Origin of the sequence: Draconibacterium mangrovi (genome assembly GCF_010586825.1) — a bacterium.
GTDB classification, from domain to species: domain Bacteria; phylum Bacteroidota; class Bacteroidia; order Bacteroidales; family Prolixibacteraceae; genus Draconibacterium; species Draconibacterium mangrovi.
In genome coordinates this window covers 134,834-154,735 of sequence record NZ_JAAAGB010000004.1, presented here as the reverse complement: position 1 = coordinate 154,735, position 19,902 = coordinate 134,834, and the positions used below count along the sequence as shown (strand labels likewise).

Here is a 19,902-nt window from a genome sequence, read left to right as displayed (position 1 = left end):
ACGATGAAGAAAGTACTATTTATAGACCGCGACGGAACCTTAAACTACGAAACTGCAGACGAACAAATTGATGCATTTGAGAAGCTGGAGTTTCTGCCGAAGGTTTTCCGCAATATGCACTACATCCGCAAAAACCTTGATTACGAGTTGGTAATGGTTACCAACCAGGATGGTTTGGGCACCGATTCGTTTCCGGAAGATACGTTTTGGCCAGTGCATAATTTTATTCTGAAAGCTTTTGAAAACGAAGGTGTTGTTTTCGACGATATTTGTATCGACCGCCACTTTCCGGAAGATAACTCTACTACCCGCAAACCGGCAACCGGAATGCTTACAAAATACCTGGAAGGCGATTACGATTTGGCAAACAGTTTTGTTATCGGCGACCGTAAAACCGATATCATGCTGGCGAAAAATCTCGGTGCAAAAGGTATATTTATTAATAACGGCGACCAGGTTGAAGAACTGGAAAAAGAAGGGCTGGCAGATGTTTGTGCTCTGATTTCCGACGACTGGGACGATATTTACGCGTGTGTGGCTTCACCGCAACGCACAGCAAAAGTTGAACGTACCACGAAAGAAACGGCAATTTCTGTTACGTTAAATCTTGATGGATCAGGAGTATGCAATATTTCTACCGGTTTGGGCTTTTTCGATCACATGCTGGAACAAATTGGCCGCCACAGTGGCGTTGACCTCAACATTCAGGTAAAAGGCGATTTGGAAGTTGACGAACATCATACCATTGAAGATACGGCGCTGGCTTTAGGCGAGGCTTTTAAAAAGGCTGTTGGCAATAAACTGGGCATGGAACGTTATGGTTTTTGCCTGCCTATGGATGAGTGTCTGGTTATGGCTGCTATTGATTTTGGAGGACGCCCGTGGTTGGTTTGGGAGGCCGATTTTAAACGCGAAATGGTGGGCGACATGCCTACCGAAATGTTTATGCACTTCTTCAAATCCTTCTCCGATGCAGCATTGTGTAATCTGAATATTAAGGCTGAAGGTGCCAACGAACACCATAAAATAGAAGCGATTTTTAAAGCATTGGCGAAATCAATAAAAATGGCAATTCGCCGCGATGTATTTAACTTCGATTTGCCATCAACTAAAGGAATGTTATAAAATTAAGACTCCGCAAAACTCTGTGCTCTCCGCGGTTAAAAGATATGAAGACAATAAAAATACTAAACGAAAAAAAGGACACTGCGATCTTATTGATTCACTGTCCGGACAAACAAGGAATCCTTGCAACAGTAACTGAATTTCTGAATAAAAATAAGGGCAACATTATTTACCTCGATCAGCATGTTGATCGTCAGGAAAAGATTTTTTACATGCGGGTTGAATGGGAACTGGAGAATTTCGCCATTCCTGCCGATAAGATCGGTGAATATTTTGACACCCTGATTGGCAGCCCCTTGCAAATGAACTGGAAGATCTATTTTTCAAATGAAGTTCCGCGAATGGCCCTGTTTGTTTCTAAAATGCCACATTGTTTGTTCGATATCCTGGCACGTTACACAGCCGGCGAATGGGATGTGGAAATACCAATGATTATTAGCAACCACGAAACACTGCGTCCGGTTGCCGAACGTTTCGATATTGATTTTCATTATTTCCCTATTAATAAAGAAAACAAAGCCGAGCAGGAAGCAGCTGAGCTAAAACTGTTAAAGGAAAACAACATCGATTTTGTGGTGCTGGCGCGCTACATGCAAATCCTGTCGGAAGATTTTGTAAAAAATTATCCGAATAAGGTAATCAACATCCACCATTCGTTCTTACCGGCATTTGCGGGTGCAAAACCTTATCATGCAGCCCACGAGCGCGGAGTAAAAATTATTGGTGCAACAAGTCATTATGTTACTTCCGAGCTGGATGCAGGGCCGATTATCGAACAGGATGTTACCCGTTGCAGCCACGTTGATACGATACAAAAATTGATACGCAAAGGTCGCGATTTGGAGAAAATCGTTCTTTCGCAGGCCGTATACAAACACCTTCAGCGTAAAGTACTGGTTTATAGGAACAGAACGGTTGTATTTAATTAAAAATCGAGTTGCAGGTTACAAGTTACAGGTTTTAGTCAATCATAATAATTAACTAAAATAATAGATCATGAAAAGTTATAGAGATTTGGAAATTTATCAGTCAGCCTATCAACTAGCTATAAAAGTTCATAAAATGACCTTAACTTTACCTGCTTACGAACTCTATGAACAAGGAAGTCAGGTCAGACGCTCAACAAAAAGCATAAAAGACAATATTGTTGAGGGCTATGGAAGAAACCGATACAAACAAGATTTTATCCGGTTTCTGGTTTATGCTCAGGCTTCGTGTGATGAAGCCAACTCACAGTTAACGATGATCAATGAACTTCACTTTGATTCAAAAGGCTTAAACGATTTGATATCAGATTATGAACTTTTAGGGAAAAAACTCAATAAATTTATTGAATATGTTGAAAGGCACTGGAATGAAAAAAGTTAACCAGTAACCTGAAACAAGCAACCAGTAACAAAAAAGAATATGAAAAGATTATTATCCATCCTCAGCATAACATTCTTTGCAATGTCTGCATTTGCGCAACTAAGTGCAATTCCGGAAAAAGAAATTCCTGCCGATTACGGTTACATTGTAAAAATTGGCCAGCAAATGCCTGAAATTACAATGGAACTTACCGACGGCACCAAAGTCTCAACCGCCGATTTAAAAGGAAAAATAACAATGTTGCAATTTACCGCCAGCTGGTGTTCGGTATGCCGAAAAGAAATGCCACATATTGAAAAAGAGATCTGGCAAAAACACAAGGATAATGATGATTTTGTGTTAATCGGTGTTGACATGGACGAACCGCTTGATAAGGTTAAGGATTTTAAGGAAACGATGAAAGTTACCTATCCGTTGGCTCTTGATCCGGGCGCTGAAATCTTTTACACTTTTGCCGCTGAGGGTGCCGGTGTTACACGAAATGTAATTATCGACAAAACTGGCAAGATTGTTTATTTAACCCGGCTTTTTAAAGAAGACGAATTCAATGAAATGGTTGAGGTGATTGATCTTTTACTGAAAGAATAAACCCGAATAGAAATGAACATTGTAATAATAAAATATAACGCCGGAAACATCGAATCGGTAAACAATGCGCTTAACCGATTGGGTGTAAATGCAGAGATAACGGCCGATCACGAAAAGATCAGAAATGCCGACAAAGTTATCTTTCCGGGAGTTGGCGAGGCCAGCACAACAATGGCCTATCTGCGCGAAAACAAACTCGATGAACTGATCGTATCGCTAAAGCAACCGGTTCTGGGTATTTGTCTCGGGCTTCAGTTAATGTGCTCGCATTCGGAAGAAAACGATACCGAGTGCCTGGGTATTTTCGATGAGAGAGTTAAACGTTTTATTCCAAATCCCGGCGAAGAATATATTACCAAAGTTCCGCATATGGGCTGGAATGCCATAAAAGACTTGAAAAGTGACCTTTTTACGGCCGACATGGAAAATGAGTATGTTTATTTTGTGCACTCGTATTACGCCGAAAAAAGCGAGCATACCATTGCCACCTGCGATTATATTCTTCCGTTTAGTGCGGCTTTGCACCGCGATAATTTTTATGCCACACAGTTTCACCCGGAAAAAAGTGGTACCATTGGCGCAAAAATATTGGAGAACTTTTTAAATCTCTAAGCACACTAACGTAACTTTGCACTTACAATTAAAGACTGAAACTGACGTTCATCAATAGAAATAAGCAAAAAACAACAAGTAATCAGCAAAATCATGGATAGGCTAACAATCATTAAAGTAGGAGGAAAAGTAGTTGAGGAACCTGAATCACTAGAAGCATTGCTCGATCAGTTTCGTAAAATTTCGGGAAACAAATTACTGGTTCACGGTGGAGGACGTACTGCTACCGAAATTGCAAAACGATTGGGAATTGAGACCAAAATGGTTGATGGCCGCCGGATTACTGATGCTGATATGCTTGAAGTGGTTACCATGGTGTACGGAGGTTTGGTAAATAAAAGAATTGTGGCCGGATTACAGGCACGAGACATGAACGCAATTGGCCTTACCGGAGCCGACCTCGGATTAATAAAAGCCCACAAACGCCCGGTACAAGATGTGGATTACGGTTTTGTTGGCGACGTTGATGACGTAAATGCCCGCGAACTACGAATGCTTATTGACGAAAACGTTATTCCTGTTGTTGCACCACTAACCCACGATGCAAAAGGCCAGATGCTAAATACCAATGCCGATACCATTGCGTCGGAATTAGCTATTGAATTATCAAATTACTTTAAGGTTTATCTTTTCTATTGTTTCGAAAAACGTGGGGTTTTAACCGATCCAAACGATGAGTCATCTGTAATTTACGATCTCAATTACAAATTATTCGATCAGTACAAAACCGAAGGTGTTATTAGCGAAGGAATGATACCAAAACTGGATAACGGTTTCAGGGCAAAAGCAAAAGGCGTACAGGAAATTCTGATTACCAACCCCGAAAATATTGCAACCGGGCGGGGTACGCGGCTCACCTGATTTTTTTTACATCTCTCCCCCATTTTTACGGTAACTCCTAGCTGTTGGATAACAGAAAAATTCTACCCTGTTTTTCCGTCACATTTTCATACTTTCCCGTTTTTAATTACTAATTTTCACATTAGTTCATATCTATGATAGAATTAATGTACGCTTTTAAATATTGAAATATTTTACTATGTTGAAGTTCTAAAACAGAACAGTGCTGAATATGACATTAAGACAAACCTGACAACTATAATTAACTAAATACCAAAACTTTAAAATGACCCATATAAATACCGACAATTGTAACAAAAGTGGTAAGCTTCATGGAGAAGGTTGCAAATCGTGTATCAAAGAGCATAGAAATAATATCTTTTCACCCCTCAGCCAGGAAGAAATAGACTTTCTAATTGACAAAAAAAGGCAAATTGTATATAATGTTGGCGAAACAATTACCAAGCAAAATACGGCTTCAACTTCCGTAATATGTATTAATGAAGGTCTGGCTAAATTTTATGTTGAAAGTGCGAACGGTAAAAATGTAATAGTCCGTATTGCCAAAGCCGGCGACTTTATCAGTGGTGGAGGTCTTTTCAACGGAAACTTTCAGCATTTTAGTGTTTCGGCAATAACTAAGGTTAAATGTTGTATGATCGATTCAGCGAATCTGACCAGCATTTTTGGAAAAAACAACGAGTTTGCCATTAAATTACTACGCAACCATACCAAACAAAATAATTTTCTGCTAAAAAAACTGGTCGACCATACACAAAAATATATGCCGGGCCGGGTAGCCGACACATTACTGTATTTAAAGAACGAAATTTTCAATTCCAATGAGTTTTCCGTGCCGCTTACGAGGCAGGAATTAGCCGAAATGTCAAACATGACAAAAGAAAGCTTTGTAAGAATACTTCATCAATTTAAAGATTCCAAATACATAAATACCAAGGGTAATACAATAAGCATATTAGACGAAAGTTCACTAGTTTCTATTAGCGAAAACGGATAATTGATATACATCAATTATTGGCTTGTTTATTATCAATTTAGCCATTCAGTTATATCATTCTCCCCCCTAGATTTCTTAATAGTTATCCTACTACTTTTATATCGTAAAGTATAATAACAAATATAAATTACCTAATATACTACGTTATGAATTACAAATCTATCTCAAAATTATTCATGCTAGGATTCATTCTGGCATTCATGTTTTCTTCATGTACAAAGGAAGGCCCAATGGGACCTGGCGGTGCTGACGGTGCTGACGGAACAGATGGCACTGATGGTGTTGACGGACAAGTTACTTGTTTAGTTTGCCACTCAGGAACCAATATGGAAGCAAAACAAGGACAGTTCTGGATGTCGGAACATGCTGTAGGTGCTATTGCAGTTGATTATGCCGGCGGACGTCAATCATGTGCACAATGCCACTCTCACGAGGGTTTTGTTCAGTTTGCAACTTTAGGCGAAGTTCTTGGAGATATTTCCAATCCTTCAGCCTGGGAATGTAATACTTGCCACGGACTTCACGAAACATTTGAAGGACAAGATTACGCATTGCGTTTGCATGCCCCGGTTAATCCTGTTTTTGACAATACATTAACTATGGACCTGGGTGGTAACAGCAACCTGTGTGCTAATTGTCACCAGTCAAGAAGAGCTGAACCTGGTTACGGATTAGAAGAATTACCAGAAACATTCAAAATAACAAGTACTCACTACGGACCACACCACGGTGCACAAGGTAATGTTGTGGCAGGTATGGGTTTTGCCGAAATTCCCGGATCAGTTGCTTATCCTGAACAAGGTTCTTCAAAACACTTAAACCAGGCTTCTTGTGTAGGTTGTCATATGGCCGAATTCACAAACGAAGAAGGTGGTCACTCATTTATTCCTAGTCTTGCTGCTTGTAACGAATGTCACGATGCAGATTTGGATGACTACAACTACGGTGGTGTTCAAACAGAGGTACACGAAATGTTAGTTGAACTTAGAGATCAGCTTATTGCTTTAGGAGTTGTTGAAGGAAATGACGAAGATGGTTATCATCCACATGTAGGAACTTTCCCAACAGTTCAGGTTCAAGCTTTCTTTAACTGGGTTGGATTAGAAGAAGACCGCAGTTTAGGAGTTCACAATCCTAAATACGTAAAAGCGTTATTGAGAAACTCAATAGAGGCTATGGAAGCTGAACTAAACGCTTTGGCAGCTAATTAATTAAAAGAAATAGAGTGAAAAGACTTCTCTCGGGAAGTCTTTTTTTTCACAAACTTTAATATTATGAAAGCACTAAAAATTATATTATCAATATTTCTTATAGGATTGATTTTTGGTGGCTGTGCGTACAATTGGATTGTTGAAGAAGAAGTAATCGATCCGACCGATCCCGATGCTCCTGAGGTATCGTTTTCAGCTGAGATCACTCCTATTTTCTCTGCAAAGTGTACATCATGCCATACCACTGGTAATCAAATGCCAGATCTCACTCCTTCAAATGCTTATAGTTCGCTCAACAGCAGCCGTTATATTAATACTTCTGATCCTGCATCAAGTTTGATTTATACCAAACCAAGCCCAACAGGAAGCCACGTTAAATATTCGGAGTCAGAGGCAGCATTGGTGCTAACCTGGATAACGCAAGGAGCAAAAAACAATTAAAAACCTAAACTGATAATGATGAAAAAATACATATTGATTCTAATTATTTTAGGAGTTACTTTTTCCAGTTCATTTGCTCAGGAAGAGGCAGCCGATCCGGTTTACGCTTTTAACAGTGGTATTCTGATTGATGCACAAACATCTTTTATTCCTGATGCACGAACACTGGAATTTGTTATTCAACACAAATTTGGAACACTTGAAAACGGGAGATCCGATCTGTGGGGAATTTATGCTCCGGGTTCTAATGTAAGATTAGGACTAAATTATGTTCCTGTCAAAAATTTTCAAATCGGAGCAGGTATTACCAAAAAATTCATGTATACCGATCTTAATGCGAAGTGGAAAGTACTTCAGCAAAAAACAAGCGGTATGCCAATATCGTTCACCTTATTTGGTAATGTTGCTATTGATGGAAGAAATTCCGAATCGATTGGAACTGGTAAAACTGTAGATACAAAAGGCCAGACAATGCCTAATTATATCGATTTGAACGACAGATTATCGTATTTCTCACAAGCTATGGTAACGCGTAAATTCGGCGATTGGGCTTCATTGCAAGCCGCCGCAAGTTTTACGCACTATAATATGTCAGATTGGGATTACAACCATGATGTTGTTGGGCTTCATTTTAGTGGAAAAATTAAATTTTCTCCACAAGGATCATTTATTTTCAACTACGACAAGCCTCTAAAGATCAAAGATATTTCAGAGCAATACACCTGGGATACTCATGCTAAAGAAAACCTGTCGTTTGGTGTTGAATTCTTTACCTTTACCCACGCATTCCAGATTTATGTTGGAACAGCACAAGGTATTCTCCCACAGGATATGATGATGTTTAACCAAAATGACTGGACCAATAAAGGTTTAGCCCTTGGTTTTACCATAACCCGTATCTGGATGTTCTAATCGATTAAAAAGTATAAATGATAAAGATGGTAATATCCGATAAAAACGATATTACCATTTTTCATTCCATAAAGTTATTGCAATACTTCAGATCTATTTACACGAATTAACCCATGAAATATTTCATTCCATTACAAATCCTGATGCTTTTGACAATCACGTTAAAAAGTTTCGGGCAATTTTACGACGATCCCGCAAGTCACGATTGTTTAAAGTGTCACTCCCAGCAAACCTATTCATTCCATAACGACATGATGGATACGGAGGAGAAACGTCTGATGAATCCGTACCTGATAATCGATACCTTAAGATTACGTACAGGTGTTCATCAGAATTTCGACTGCACGGATTGCCACTCATTCGACTACACTACCTATCCGCATGCAGCATCGTTAAAGCTGGAGCCAATGATGACATGCCTGGATTGTCATGGCGGCGACGAGTCGTTTGCAAAATACGAGTTTGATAAAATTGACGAAGAAGTTAACAAGAGTATACACCGTCAGGGTTTTGGCGATAACTTTACCTGTTCAAAATGCCACGATCAACACTACTACTCTACCACTGCACGCACAAGTAGCAGTATTGTTGAGATTGTTGAAAACAGTAACGACATGTGTTTATCGTGTCATAACGATATGAAAAGGTTTAGCCTGGTATCCGGCGATCTTAAATCTGCCGTTGTTGATATTCACGACTGGCTGCCAAATCAGGAGCTCCATTTTAAACATGTACGTTGTATTGAATGTCATACTGCGGTTGAAGACGATTTAATGGTTTCGCACAACATTCTTGCAAAAGAAGATGCTGTGCGCCGTTGTGCCGAATGCCACTCGGCCAACTCGTTGTTAAAAGCATCGTTATACAAATACCAAAACCTGCAGGAAAGAGCCGAAGACGGATCTGCACTTGGTGTACTTTCGAATGAAAATTACGTGATTGGATCGCACCAGATTCCAATTTTAAGAACGATTAGTTTAATCATCTTTTTCGCAGCTATGGCTGGAATTATCATTCACGTAATATTTAGAATTATCATCAAAAAGAAATAACAATGAGCTCAGAAAACAAAATATACTTCTACCCACTTTGGTTACGTATTTGGCATGGGATAAACGCCCTGGGTATTATTCTACTTATTATTACCGGAATAAGCATGAACTCGGGTTTTGAGGAATCCGTTATCAGCTTTAAACTTATTATTACCGTGCATAATTATGCCGGAGTAATAGTTTCCTTAAACTATCTTTTGTTTTTAATAGGTAACATGGTAACCTCAAATAAAAAGTTTTACATTGTAAAACCAAAGAACTTTTTGAAACGCCCAATGAAACAGGCATACTATTACGCGTGGGGAATGTTTCACGGAATGAAAGCTCCTTACCCACTTTCTGAAAAACGTAAATTCAATCCTTTGCAAAAATATACTTACCTAATCGTAATGTACATTATTGTTCCATTGGTGATAATTTCTGGTATCGGATTAATGTTTCCCGAGCTGATTTTTAATAAAATATACAATATCAGCGGTGTTCTTATCACTGCCGTAACACATTCGGCTATGGGATTCTTTATTTCCATATTCCTGATTATTCACCTTTACATTGCATCAATTGGCAAGTCGCCGCTTGATAATTTCAGAAGTATTGTAAACGGTTGGCACCACGTATAATTTTAACAAGAGAAAAGTAAGTCATAAATAAACAATAAAACGACAGGAAAGAGGGCGAAGAAAGAAAACAGGACAGAAATAGCGGCACACAAATAATGCATGGTTGGCTCGCAAGGTAGGCTGAGATAAGGGATTTAGTAATTATATTAAAGACGGCTTAGCATGAAGTACTTGAGCAAAACTTTAACTAACAATCTGTTCGATGTATGCACCGAAGCAAATTCAGGACTGGTTAAAATCTTTTTAATCGTCGGTTTGCTTCTGATGTCCGGATTTAAATTGATGGCACAATCCAATGATGATTGTGCCATGTGCCACGACGACCCGGAACTATTTACCATTGTAAACGGCCGGGAAGTTTCAAGGTATATTCCTGCCGGTATTCTCGAAAATTCAGTACACAGTTATCTCGAATGTATTTCGTGCCACACGGATGCTGACGTTGAAGAATTTCCACATGCCGATAAACTGCAACCAGTAAATTGTGGCGATTGCCATGACGAAGCCATGACAAAGTTCATGGATGGTGTTCATGGAATGGCTTTTGAAAAAGGCTCACGCAATGCACCCAACTGTGCCGAATGCCACGGAACACACAGGATACTGAGCTCAGCCGATCCGCAATCGCGCACCTATAAAATGAATATTCCGGTTTTGTGCGGAACCTGCCACCGTGAAGGTGCGCCGGTTGCACGGGCCTACAATATTGGCGAGCACAACATTGTTGAAAATTACACACAGGGCATTCACGGAAAAGGATTATTTAGCAGTGGTTTGGTGGTAACTGCCACCTGCAACAACTGCCACGGAAACCACCTTATTCTCCCCCACACCAACATGAACTCCAGCATTTCGGAGAAAAACATTGCAGCAACCTGTATGCAATGCCATGCACGAATTGAAGATGTACACATAAAAATAATCAACAAGGAACTTTGGGAGAAAAGCCCGGGGGCAATTCCGGCCTGCACCGATTGCCATCCTCCACACAAAGTTGAGTTGAAAAATATTATTGAAAACATTTCAGATAAAACCTGCTTAAAATGCCACGAACAACCCGAAATTCATAAAGTAATTGACGACAGGCAGGTTTCTCTTCATGTTGATGTAAATGAATTTGTTAATTCGGCTCACAATAATATTACCTGTGTTAAATGCCACTCGGATGTTACCGCAAATATTGCCCGTCCGTGTGAAACTGCGGATAAAGTCGATTGTTCGAGTTGCCATGCAGAGGAATCCGAGATCTATTTCCAAAGCGGCCATGGAGAGGCTTATTTTGCCAAACACGAAAATGCACCATATTGTACCGATTGCCACGGGTCGCACCTTGTTGTTCCTTCCGAGAATGAAAATTCGCCTACTTTCCGCTCTGCAGTACCAAAACTTTGTGGCGAATGCCATAAAGAAAATGGCCAGGCAGTTGCCGGTACCAACCTGAAGGAAACCGATGCCTATTATGATTATTCAACAAGTGTGCACGGAAAAAGTCTGGAGGAAAAAGGACTGTTGTCGGCCGCTATTTGTACCGATTGCCACACCACACACTTCATGTTAAAAGAAGATGATGAACGATCGTCGGTGAATCCGGCCAACCTCGCCAAAACTTGTGGAAATTGTCACAAAGGAATTTACGACCAGTATATTGAAAGCGAACACGGTATTGGTGCCAACACCGAAGAGTTGAAATTCCCTACCTGCGAAACCTGCCACTCGGCCCACAATATTTCCGAAGTGCATGAAAGCAAATTTATGTCGGAAATCAGCTCTCAGTGCGGACAGTGCCACCAGGAACTGGCAGAAACTTACCTCGAAACCTATCATGGGAAAGTGTATCAATTGGGTTACCTTGAGGCTGCACGTTGTTCCGACTGCCATGGTGCTCACAATATCTATCGGATGGACAATCCAAAATCAACGATCAGTCCACGAAATATTGTTGCCACCTGCTCGAAATGTCATACTGATGCCAATATGAAATTTACCGGTTACCTGACACATGCCACTCACTATGATAAAAGCAATTTTCCATGGCTCTATTACACATTCTGGGCAATGACCGGATTACTGTTAAGCGTGTTTGCCTTTTTCGGCCTGCACACCTTATTGTGGATACCCCGGTCGCTTGGTGCCATGATAAAAAAACGAAAGGAACCAAAACCGTTGGGCAAACAAATGTATATCAGGCGTTTCCAGAAGAAAAACAGGATAACCCACATTTTTGTAATAGTAAGTTTCATACTGCTTGCCCTTACCGGAATGATTTTGAAATTTGCCTACATGCCCTGGGCCCAGTTTTTGGCCGAAGCCATTGGCGGTGCCCATATTGCCGGTTTTATTCATCGAACGGCTGCCCTGGTCACTTTCGGATATTTTATATTCCATGTGGTAGCGCTATTAAAAGTTAAGTTTAAACATGGAATAAAAGTCAGCAAATTCATTTTCAGCAGTAACTCACTGATGTTTAACCGGAAAGACATTCGCGACTTTTGGGCATCAATTAAATGGTTTATAGGAATTGGTCCACGGCCAAACTATGGAAGATGGACTTATTGGGAAAAATTCGACTACTTCGCCGTATTCTGGGGAGTGCTTGTAATTGGCTCAACCGGATTAATGCTATGGTTCCCCGAATTCTTCACCAAATTCCTGCCCGGCTGGCTCATTAATGTGGCTCAGATTATACACAGCGACGAGGCTTTACTTGCTGTTGGATTTATTTTTACCATTCACTTTTTTAATACACACCTGCGCCCCGAATCCTTCCCGATGGATACTGTAATTTTCACGGGATATGTCCTGGAGGAAGAATACAAAAAAGATCGACCACACGAATATGAGCAACTGGTAAAATCAGGGAAAATAAATGAAGTTCGCGTTGAAAAAGAGTTTACGAAAGAGAGGATGAGAACGATAAAAATCTTTGGATTCACTGCACTTTTCGCCGGTGTAATGATGATAATACTGATAATTTACTCTTTAATTTTCCATTAATAGGCGAAAAAACGAAAAGAATGAAAATACAATTTTTAATACTTAACCCTAGTGGATTAGTAGTATAACAAACAGTAAACATGACAAGTATATAAATCTAAAGAAACATTAAAACTTCATGTTCAGAACATAGTTTCAAATTAACATTGCGTATATAGACAATTTATAAATAAGTATCTGACCTTGAATAATTAAAGGAAAATTATAATCTTGGATCAGTAGATTTTACATCAAACCAATAAACGAAAAATTATGAAATTACCGTCTTCCATAAGAAACTGGGTATCGATTACAGGAGCAGTTTTAGCTGTTTTCAACCTGGCCAGCATCCTCGCTTTATTTCTTTTGAATGTAGCTTTCGGATTTGGTGGTCAATATATTGGTTTATTCATTTTCATCATCCTTCCGGTATTTTTGATCGTAGGATTACTCATGATCCCGCTGGGGATGCGAATCTACCGAAAGAAAGCGCGGTTGGCTGAAAAAGAAGGCAAACGTTTAAACTGGCCAATCTTAGATTTTAATAATCTGGCTACCCGCAATGCCAGCACAATTTTTATCGTTGGAACAATTTTCCTGCTTATTATTTCATCCGTAGGAAGTTACGAAGCTTTTCATTACACCGAATCGGTAGAATTTTGCGGAAAGTTATGTCACGAGGTTATGGAGCCGGAATACGTAACCTATCACGGTTCGTCGCACGAGCGTGTTGCTTGTGTGGAGTGCCACGTTGGTTCGGGAGCCAGCTGGTATGTAAAAAGTAAACTTTCGGGTTTATACCAGGTATACTCTGTTTTGGCAAACAAATATCCACAACCTATCCCTACCCCAATTGCCAATCTGCGTCCGGCACGCGAAACCTGCGAAGAATGTCACTGGCCGGAGAAATTCTACGATAATAAAATGAGGGTAAAACATTCATTTTTAACTGATGAAGAAAACACCGAACATATTGTTCATTTGCAGGTGAAAACAAGTACACAGGTAACTCCACAGGGAGTGATAAAAGGTATACACCAGCACATTAGCCCCGAGGTAAAAATTGAATACAAAGCACTTGACGAAAAACGTCAGATTATTCCGTGGGTAAAATATACAAATACAAAAACCGGAGAAGAATACATTTATACCGATGAAATGAGCATGGTTACAGAAGCAGAGCTCGATTCGTTGGAAACACGGGTAATGGATTGTTTAGATTGCCATAACAGGCCATCGCACAATTACAATGCTCCGCAAAACTTTATCGATCAGTCGATGGCTGAGGGCAAAATTTCAACCGAATTGCCTGCCATAAAACTGGCCGCCATGATGGCCCTTTACCAGGATTATCCAAATAAAGACACAGCAATGATTGCTATCGAAAACCAGATCAAAGACTGGTTTGAAAGTGGCTACCCGGATGTTTACGAAACTAAAAAAACGGAAATCGACCAGGCAATAGCTGCGATCCAGGAAGATTATTCCAATAACATTTTCCCGTTTATGAAAGCCAACTGGAAAGAATATCCAAATAACATTGGTCATATGGAATCAGACGGATGTTACCGTTGCCATAACGACCGCCATGCAACAACAGAAAACAAGACGATTTCAAAAGACTGTTCGTTGTGCCACAACATTATAGCACAGGGCACCCGGGATAGCATGCAATATTCAACCGCTTTCGAAGCTTTGGATTTCCAACACCCGGTTGACATTGCCGAAGCCTGGAGAAGTGAAATGTGCTCAATGTGTCATACAGCATTGTATTAAATTTTGGCACAATATTTATTATTCTTATAATAGACTTTTCAGAAAACAAGTAATATAAATTTTAAATACACGATTATGAGACTCAAAAAATTAATTTTTCTTTTAGGCCTTGCAGTTTTATTTAGTACTGCAGCCACCGCTCAAACTTACAAGTACATTGGTGCTGCAAAATGTAAGATGTGCCATAACAAGCCCGAAAAAGGCAAACAGTTTGACGTTTGGCAGGCAGGCCCACACGCCAAAGCAATGGATGCTTTGGAAGGTGCCGATAAAACCAATGCAACCTGTTTAAAATGCCACTCAACTGCCGGATCTGTTGACAGCGGTTTACTTGCCGGTCTTAAAGCTGACGAAGGAGTTTCGTGCGAATCATGCCACGGACCTGGTAGCCACTATAAATCGGCTGCAATTATGAAGAACAAAACAATGGCTCTTTCAAAAGGAATGACTGATCCTACCGAAGAAACCTGTAAGGCTTGTCACCTTGGTGAAAAACCAGAAGGCCATGTGGCTCCTAAAAAAGCATGGAATTATGCTGAATTTGTGAAAGTAATTGCTCACGACGATCCTACAACCAACTAATTTCTAAAAACTTTTATTTTGTGAAAAATTCCTTTGTTTTTTCAAACAAAGGAATTTTTTTAGTGTTTTATTCAGACAACTACTAATTATGAAGAAGCTAAGTTCATTCCTTTTTTCCATGTTTTTTACCGGAATTCTTGTGGTAATTTTTGCAATAGCAATTGGTTACGCCACCTTTATCGAAAACGATTATGGTACCATTACTGCAAAAATTCTCATTTATAATTCCAGGTGGTTCGAGATCTTGTTGTTTATACTCTGCATTAACATCGTTGGCAGTGTTTTTAAATACAAACTCATTGCACGGAAAAAATGGACAATTCTACTTTTTCATATCTCCTTTATCGTTATTGGTGTAGGTGCAATGATTACACGTTATTACGGTTATGAAGGCAGCATGCATATTCGCGAAAACAGTTCGTCGGATTATATCGTTTCCGAAGCATCGTTTGTTACGGTTAAGGTTACTGATGGTACCGAAACAATAGAAGAATCGAGCGAAGTTAAATTCTCGCCATACACCGCCAACCGTTTCTCAGAAAAAATACATTTTAAAGGAAAAACAATACACATCAGCAATCAGCAATTTATGCCATCGGCGGTGGAAAACGTCGTTCTCGATCCGAATGGTGAACCCATTGTTTCGCTGATTACGGTTGAAAATGGTGCGTCGCGAAAAGACTTTACGCTAAGAAACGATAACACAAAAACATTAAATGGTTTAACGCTGGGTTTCGGCAACAATTTAACTACTGATATTAAACTGAGTTTAAAGGATGGAAACCTGTATCTTTCTGCTAACGATACCATTCAGGTATCAGGAATGATGAGCGACAACAGTGAGTTGATAGCTCCTGGTACTGAAAAACTGGTAGATACGCAAAAGGCCTATACGTATAAAAACCTCACGTTTGCCATTAAACAGTTTCTTCCAACTGCTTCGGTTCAATTGGTTTACCAAAAACCATCACAGGAAATGAGTCCTCCGGATGCTTTTAAAGCTGCGATTTCAACTGGTGAAGAAAGTAAGGAGTTGATTGTTTATGGAAGGACTAGAGAAGTTGGCGATTTTTTCACTACATCCATCGATGGAATGACTGTGTCAGTTTCATACGGTTCGCGAATAATAAAGCTTCCGTTTGCTATTCAGCTTAACGATTTCCAGCTCGAACGTTACCCGGGTTCAATGAGTCCGTCATCATATGCCAGCGAAGTGGTTTTAACAGACGGTGCAACCGAAATGCCATTCCGCATTTTCATGAACAACATTCTGAAATACAAAGGATATCGTTTCTTCCAATCGTCGTACGATACGGATGAGCGCGGCACAATTCTTTCGGTAAACCACGACTCAACAGGAACATCGGTAACTTATTTTGGTTACCTGATTATGGCCATCGGGATGGTACTGACTTTGTTTAACCGAAACAGTCGGTTTAAAACCCTGCTGAAAGCATCGGCACGACTACGCGAAAAACGCAAAAAACTGTTTGCTGTTTTGGTAACGGGCGTATTGTTGAGTATTAGCGCACAGGCACAAGTTGCAACACCCGCACCACTTAACAGCGACCACGCCGAATCGTTCGAGAGTTTGCTTATTCAGGATAGAAAAGGCCGCGTAGAGCCCGTTTCTACACTGGCATCGGAAATACTTCGAAAAGTGGCTAAAAAAACCAGCTGGGAAGGTATGTCGCCAACCGAAGTTTTTCTTGGTATGCAGGCAAATCCTGAGCTTTGGAAAAACATTGCCATTATAAAAGTTGCCAATCCCGAAATACGCCGAACGATAGGAATTACAGGAAAATATGCCTCATTTAATTCAATTGTTCGACCACGCGAAATGGGTGGTTATATACTTAGCTCAGATGTTCAGGCCGCTTATGCAAAAGAGAGTAACCACCGTAATAAATTCGACAAAGAAATTATGAATGTTGACGAACGCGTTAATATTCTTATGGCCATTTTTACCGGCGATTTTCTGACTATATTCCCCGTTCCAAACGATGATAATCATAAATGGGTATCAATTAACGAAGCAAAGGAACTTCCTGCCCAAAATGCTGATTTCGCAAGGCAAACGGTTTCGTCATATCTGCAATCGGTACAAAAACGCGATTGGGCAACAGCCAACCAATTGCTGAATAACCTGAAACAAAACCAGGAAACCATTGGAGCGAAGATCATTCCATCTGCAACAAAAGTAAAAATGGAAGTACTGTATAATAACCTGAACATTTTTGGGAAGTTATCCAAAATTTTCATGTTTACAGGGCTGATTCTTCTGATGTTACAATTGCTCACCTTGTTTAATCCGAATTTTAAATTACGCTTCCTGAAAAGTTTTGCCTTTTACTTTATTCTCGTACTGTTTCTAGCCGAAACTGCAGGACTGGCAATTCGCTGGTACATCTCAGGTCATGCGCCATGGAGTAACGGTTACGAGTCGATGGTATTTATTAGCTGGGCAACTGCACTTGGCGGTTTAATCTTTGCCAAACGTTCGGAAATTACGCTGTCATTAACATCGGTTTTGGCCGGATTAACACTGATGGTGGCCGGAATGAGCTGGATGAGCCCGGAAATTACCAACCTGGTACCGGTTTTAAAATCGTATTGGTTAATTGTTCACGTAGCAATTATTACAGCCAGTTACGGCTTTTTGGGTATTAGTGCATTGCTTGGTTTCCTAAACCTCATTTTAATGATTTTCAGAAACAAACGCAATTCGGACAGGATCAATCACACAATAAAAGAACTCGTGAATATCATCCAGATTGCACTGATAATTGGCTTGTTAATGGTTACGCTCGGTTCCTTTTTAGGTGGCGTTTGGGCTAACGAAAGCTGGGGGCGCTACTGGGGCTGGGATCCGAAAGAAACCTGGGCGCTGGTTACAATTTTAGTGTATACATTCATCACGCACATGCACCGCATTCCCGGAATGCGCGGTAGTTTTGCCATGAGTGTGGCTGCTGTTTTGGGTATCAGTTCGGTGTTAATGACCTATTTTGGAGTAAATTATTACCTATCTGGGTTACATTCGTATGCACAAGGCGAAGCAGCTCCAATTCCTTCAGGTGTTTATATTGCAGTGGCAGTTGTAGCACTGGTAATTGTTTCGGCCTATTTCGCTGAAAAAACAAATCCGATTGTAGAAGAGGTAGAACATTCCGAGGAATAAAAAATAAGCAAGGGCAGATTAGTATTTAATAAATTTGCCCTTGCTTATTTTTTTCCCTGATTCAAGTATTTCAATCAAATAGTAACCTGGTTTTAAATCCGATACATTCAGTTTCATCTCTGCACTAATATTCTCATGAATCAAACTTCTTCCCCAAATGTCGTATACAATACACTCAAATTGATGTAATCCTGGAGTTTGAACCCGGATATAATCAGCAGCCGGATTAGGAAATAATTTTAATTCTGCCAGAGTTTCATTATTGATGCCTACCTGAATACTTTGACTGAAATGATAGGTAACATCTCCGCTTTCCAGCCATTCTCCTCCTGAAAAAGAAGTAGATTCCAGTTTATCAACCACTTGGGTGTTGTAAACTAACATTGGTAAAAACGACATAATGAATTCCCGATTTTCCAACTCACCAGGAGCAATAGCGTTTTCCGAAAAGTATTTCGTATTGTTTGCATCAATCCACTCATTATCCCAGTTTTGAACCTGTACTTCATGAACAAGAGTTTCACTAATTTGATCGAAATGCCGTTTACAGGTAACTTCCAACCAATTATCAAGGTCGTAATCCCAGCTGTAAAGTGTTTCGGTAGTTAGGTTCATCAATCCATCATAATCATAGCTTAATTTACGATCTGGAATAAAATTATCTTCTCCCCACCCTTCAACATATTCGGTTATATCAGACAAAAGGTTTTGCTCATTATAAGCGTATACAATTTCATATTTTTTGGATTTTACCATTTCGTAGCTATCGTAATCATAAGCTATCTCCTCAGAAATATTACCCAGCGAATCATAATTGTATTCTAATATTTCAAATGTCGACCAGCGATCATAAAACTGATCCCATTTCATTGTATTCACCTGTTTAAGACTGTTCAACGAATCATAGCTATACTGCAGGCGCGAAACCTTCTCCCAATCATCATATTCATCAAATTTTTCTTTACTCCATTCTGTTGCAAGCAAACCGCCTTCGTATGTGTAGTACTTTTTGGTGAACATTCGATAGTTAATGGTTACGTATTCCTGAAATTCCACAGAATCCAAACGCCCTTCATTCCCGAAAAAATAATAGTTTGCACTACTGATCAACCAGTGTCCATCGTCATTTTTCCATTTATAATCTTTTGTGATCAGCGTTTGTCCGTTATTTGAAGTGGATAAAGTTTGCCGGCTCACATTCTCTGTTTGTCCGGATATTTCATTCATTTCACGTGCCACTATACTGTCTAAAGTCCAAAGGTTTGCAGAATTCGCATCTCCACTTTTGATGGGTAATTTGAACTGATGCAGAAAATTCGTTTTTGAAAGATGATCTTTGGTTTGCAGAACTACTGCATTATTTTTGATATGGCTGGTAATTATATCCTTCGACAAACGGTATTCATAAACACTCGCGGAATCAACTTTACCAAAGTCATCCTGCATTTCATGTGCATACAAAATAAAAACCGCCAAATTTAGTAACAGAAGTACTATTGTTTTTTGAACCATAAAATAAATCTTAAACGGTTTAAATATAATAAATCGCGTTTACTCCTGATGGATTTCAAAACTTAAAACTATCCAGGATAAATGCCTCGCA

Annotated in this window: 17 protein-coding genes; 16 read left to right on the top strand and 1 reads right to left on the bottom strand. The window is 39.8% G+C overall.

All coding sequences use genetic code 11. The features are described from left to right. The first annotated feature begins 3 nt into the window (after positions 1–3). The 16 genes from hisB (at position 4) to ccsA (ending at position 18,299) form a co-directional block, all read left to right on the top strand. On the top strand, positions 4–1,125 hold the full coding sequence (gene hisB, locus G4420_RS12355) for a bifunctional histidinol-phosphatase/imidazoleglycerol-phosphate dehydratase HisB (protein WP_163323945.1): 1,122 nt from the start codon (positions 4–6) through the stop codon (positions 1,123–1,125). 44 nt (positions 1,126–1,169) lie between these two features. After that, positions 1,170–2,054 (top strand): formyltetrahydrofolate deformylase, encoded by an 885-nt coding sequence (gene purU / locus G4420_RS12350; protein WP_045033305.1) that lies wholly within the window; start codon positions 1,170–1,172, stop codon positions 2,052–2,054. 67 nt (positions 2,055–2,121) lie between these two features. Next, complete coding sequence (locus G4420_RS12345; RefSeq protein ID WP_045033306.1) at positions 2,122–2,493, top strand: four helix bundle protein; 372 nt, start codon at positions 2,122–2,124, stop codon at positions 2,491–2,493. 39 nt (positions 2,494–2,532) lie between these two features. Continuing rightward, the gene (locus G4420_RS23270; protein WP_246241621.1) at positions 2,533–3,081 is read left to right on the top strand and encodes a TlpA family protein disulfide reductase; all 549 of its coding nucleotides are present in this window, start codon (positions 2,533–2,535) and stop codon (positions 3,079–3,081) included. 12 nt (positions 3,082–3,093) lie between these two features. Further along, positions 3,094–3,693 carry an imidazole glycerol phosphate synthase subunit HisH gene (gene hisH, locus G4420_RS23265; RefSeq protein ID WP_204273675.1) on the top strand — a complete coding sequence of 200 codons (600 nt, stop codon included), beginning with the start codon at positions 3,094–3,096 and terminating at the stop codon, positions 3,691–3,693. 93 nt (positions 3,694–3,786) lie between these two features. Continuing rightward, positions 3,787–4,554 (top strand): acetylglutamate kinase, encoded by a 768-nt coding sequence (argB, locus tag G4420_RS12335; protein WP_163323944.1) that lies wholly within the window; start codon positions 3,787–3,789, stop codon positions 4,552–4,554. A 265-nt stretch (positions 4,555–4,819) separates the two neighbouring features. Beyond that, positions 4,820–5,551 (top strand): Crp/Fnr family transcriptional regulator, encoded by a 732-nt coding sequence (locus G4420_RS12330; RefSeq protein WP_163323943.1) that lies wholly within the window; start codon positions 4,820–4,822, stop codon positions 5,549–5,551. Between the two features lie 176 nt (positions 5,552–5,727). Beyond that, positions 5,728–6,762 carry a cytochrome c3 family protein gene (locus tag G4420_RS12325; protein ID WP_163323942.1) on the top strand — a complete coding sequence of 345 codons (1,035 nt, stop codon included), beginning with the start codon at positions 5,728–5,730 and terminating at the stop codon, positions 6,760–6,762. A 63-nt stretch (positions 6,763–6,825) separates the two neighbouring features. Beyond that, positions 6,826–7,203 (top strand): hypothetical protein, encoded by a 378-nt coding sequence (locus G4420_RS12320; RefSeq protein WP_045033312.1) that lies wholly within the window; start codon positions 6,826–6,828, stop codon positions 7,201–7,203. Between the two features lie 18 nt (positions 7,204–7,221). Further along, positions 7,222–8,115 carry a DUF5777 family beta-barrel protein gene (locus G4420_RS12315; RefSeq protein ID WP_045033313.1) on the top strand — a complete coding sequence of 298 codons (894 nt, stop codon included), beginning with the start codon at positions 7,222–7,224 and terminating at the stop codon, positions 8,113–8,115. Between the two features lie 113 nt (positions 8,116–8,228). Then, positions 8,229–9,167 carry a cytochrome c3 family protein gene (locus G4420_RS12310; RefSeq protein WP_045033314.1) on the top strand — a complete coding sequence of 313 codons (939 nt, stop codon included), beginning with the start codon at positions 8,229–8,231 and terminating at the stop codon, positions 9,165–9,167. Between the two features lie 2 nt (positions 9,168–9,169). Further along, the gene (locus G4420_RS12305) at positions 9,170–9,787 is read left to right on the top strand and encodes a cytochrome b/b6 domain-containing protein (protein ID WP_163323941.1); all 618 of its coding nucleotides are present in this window, start codon (positions 9,170–9,172) and stop codon (positions 9,785–9,787) included. Between the two features lie 162 nt (positions 9,788–9,949). Continuing rightward, positions 9,950–12,781: a cytochrome c3 family protein gene (locus G4420_RS12300; protein WP_163323940.1), complete on the top strand. Its 2,832-nt coding sequence runs from the start codon at positions 9,950–9,952 to the stop codon at positions 12,779–12,781. Positions 12,782–13,033: 252 nt separating this feature from the next. Beyond that, positions 13,034–14,536 (top strand): NapC/NirT family cytochrome c, encoded by a 1,503-nt coding sequence (locus G4420_RS12295; protein ID WP_163323939.1) that lies wholly within the window; start codon positions 13,034–13,036, stop codon positions 14,534–14,536. 75 nt (positions 14,537–14,611) lie between these two features. After that, entirely contained in the window at positions 14,612–15,118 is a 507-nt protein-coding gene (locus G4420_RS12290) for a multiheme c-type cytochrome (RefSeq protein ID WP_163323938.1), read from the top strand. A gap of 88 nt (positions 15,119–15,206) precedes the next feature. After that, positions 15,207–18,299, top strand: coding sequence for a cytochrome c biogenesis protein CcsA (gene ccsA, locus G4420_RS12285; RefSeq protein WP_163323937.1), 3,093 nt, complete (start codon positions 15,207–15,209; stop codon positions 18,297–18,299). An 18-nt stretch (positions 18,300–18,317) separates the two neighbouring features. Here ccsA and G4420_RS12280 read toward each other — a convergent pair whose 3' ends face one another. Next, entirely contained in the window at positions 18,318–19,811 is a 1,494-nt protein-coding gene (locus G4420_RS12280) for a T9SS type A sorting domain-containing protein (protein WP_163323936.1), read from the bottom strand. Positions 19,812–19,902: the final 91 nt, after the last annotated feature.